Genomic DNA, 921 nt, shown 5'->3' on the forward strand with positions numbered 1-921 from the left:
TGGACGCCCTTGTTGCCGTCGACCGTCTGGGTGATGCGCAGGTTTCCGGCGAGCGAGCACAGCATGTAGGCCTGGTTGCGGGTCAGCCCGGTGCGGGCGCAGACGTGGCGCACCATCTCGCGCACCGCCTGCCGCATCGCCTCGTCGAGGCTCTCGTGCAGGCCGATCGTCATCAGGTCGGTGGGCGTCTCGGCGAACGGCCACTCGTAGCCGAGGTCCTTGCGCACGGTCAGGCGGAAGGTGCCGGTGAGGCCGGTCTCCAGCGCCGTGATGCAGACCTCGCCGTCGCCCTGCACGCCGTGCCCGTCGCCGGCGTAGAAGCCGGCGCCCGGGTTGTAGACCGGCAGGTAGAGGGTCGAGCCGACCTTCAGCTCCTTGTTGTCCATGTTGCCGCCGAAGCCGCGCGGCACCGCGGTGCCGACGCGGCCCCAGGCGGCGGGCGGCGCCGTGCCGAGGATGCCGAAGAACGGGTCGAGCGGCAGCTCGGTGCCCCAGGGCAGCACGCAGACGCCGCGCGCGACGTCGATGTCGGGGTGGATGGTCTCGTACTCGGTGAACTCGTCGGGCAAGGTCCCGAGCAGGGGCAGGATCGAGACGAAGCCCCAATCCTGGCGGAACGCCTGATCCAGGATCTCGACCTGCAGCACGTCGCCCGGCTCGGCACCGCGGACATGGACCGGACCGGTGACGAAGTGCGGCCCGGGGCCGGGGACGCATTGATCGAGCACCGCGAGGTGCTCGGCCGAGACCCGCGCGGGATCGGGATGCAGCGACTCGCGTCCGCCGGCGGGGAAGGAATGGAGGGTGACCGTGTCCCCGGACGCGATCTCGAGCACCGGCGGCAGCGCGGCGTCGAAGTAGCCGAGCACCATCTTGTCGGGGGTGGCCGGGATCTCGTGATGCGTCGGCATGTGCGCTCCT

The 921-nt window shown here is 71.0% G+C and carries 1 protein-coding gene; it reads right to left on the reverse strand.

The features are described 5' to 3' along the window. On the reverse strand, positions 1-911 hold a 911-nt coding region (locus FV227_RS28640), incomplete at its 3' end, for an acetamidase/formamidase family protein (RefSeq protein ID WP_147860483.1). Between the last annotated feature and the right edge of the window lie 10 nt (positions 912-921).

The organism is Methylobacterium sp. WL119 (assembly GCF_008039875.1).
Taxonomy (GTDB): Bacteria; Pseudomonadota; Alphaproteobacteria; order Rhizobiales; family Beijerinckiaceae; genus Methylobacterium.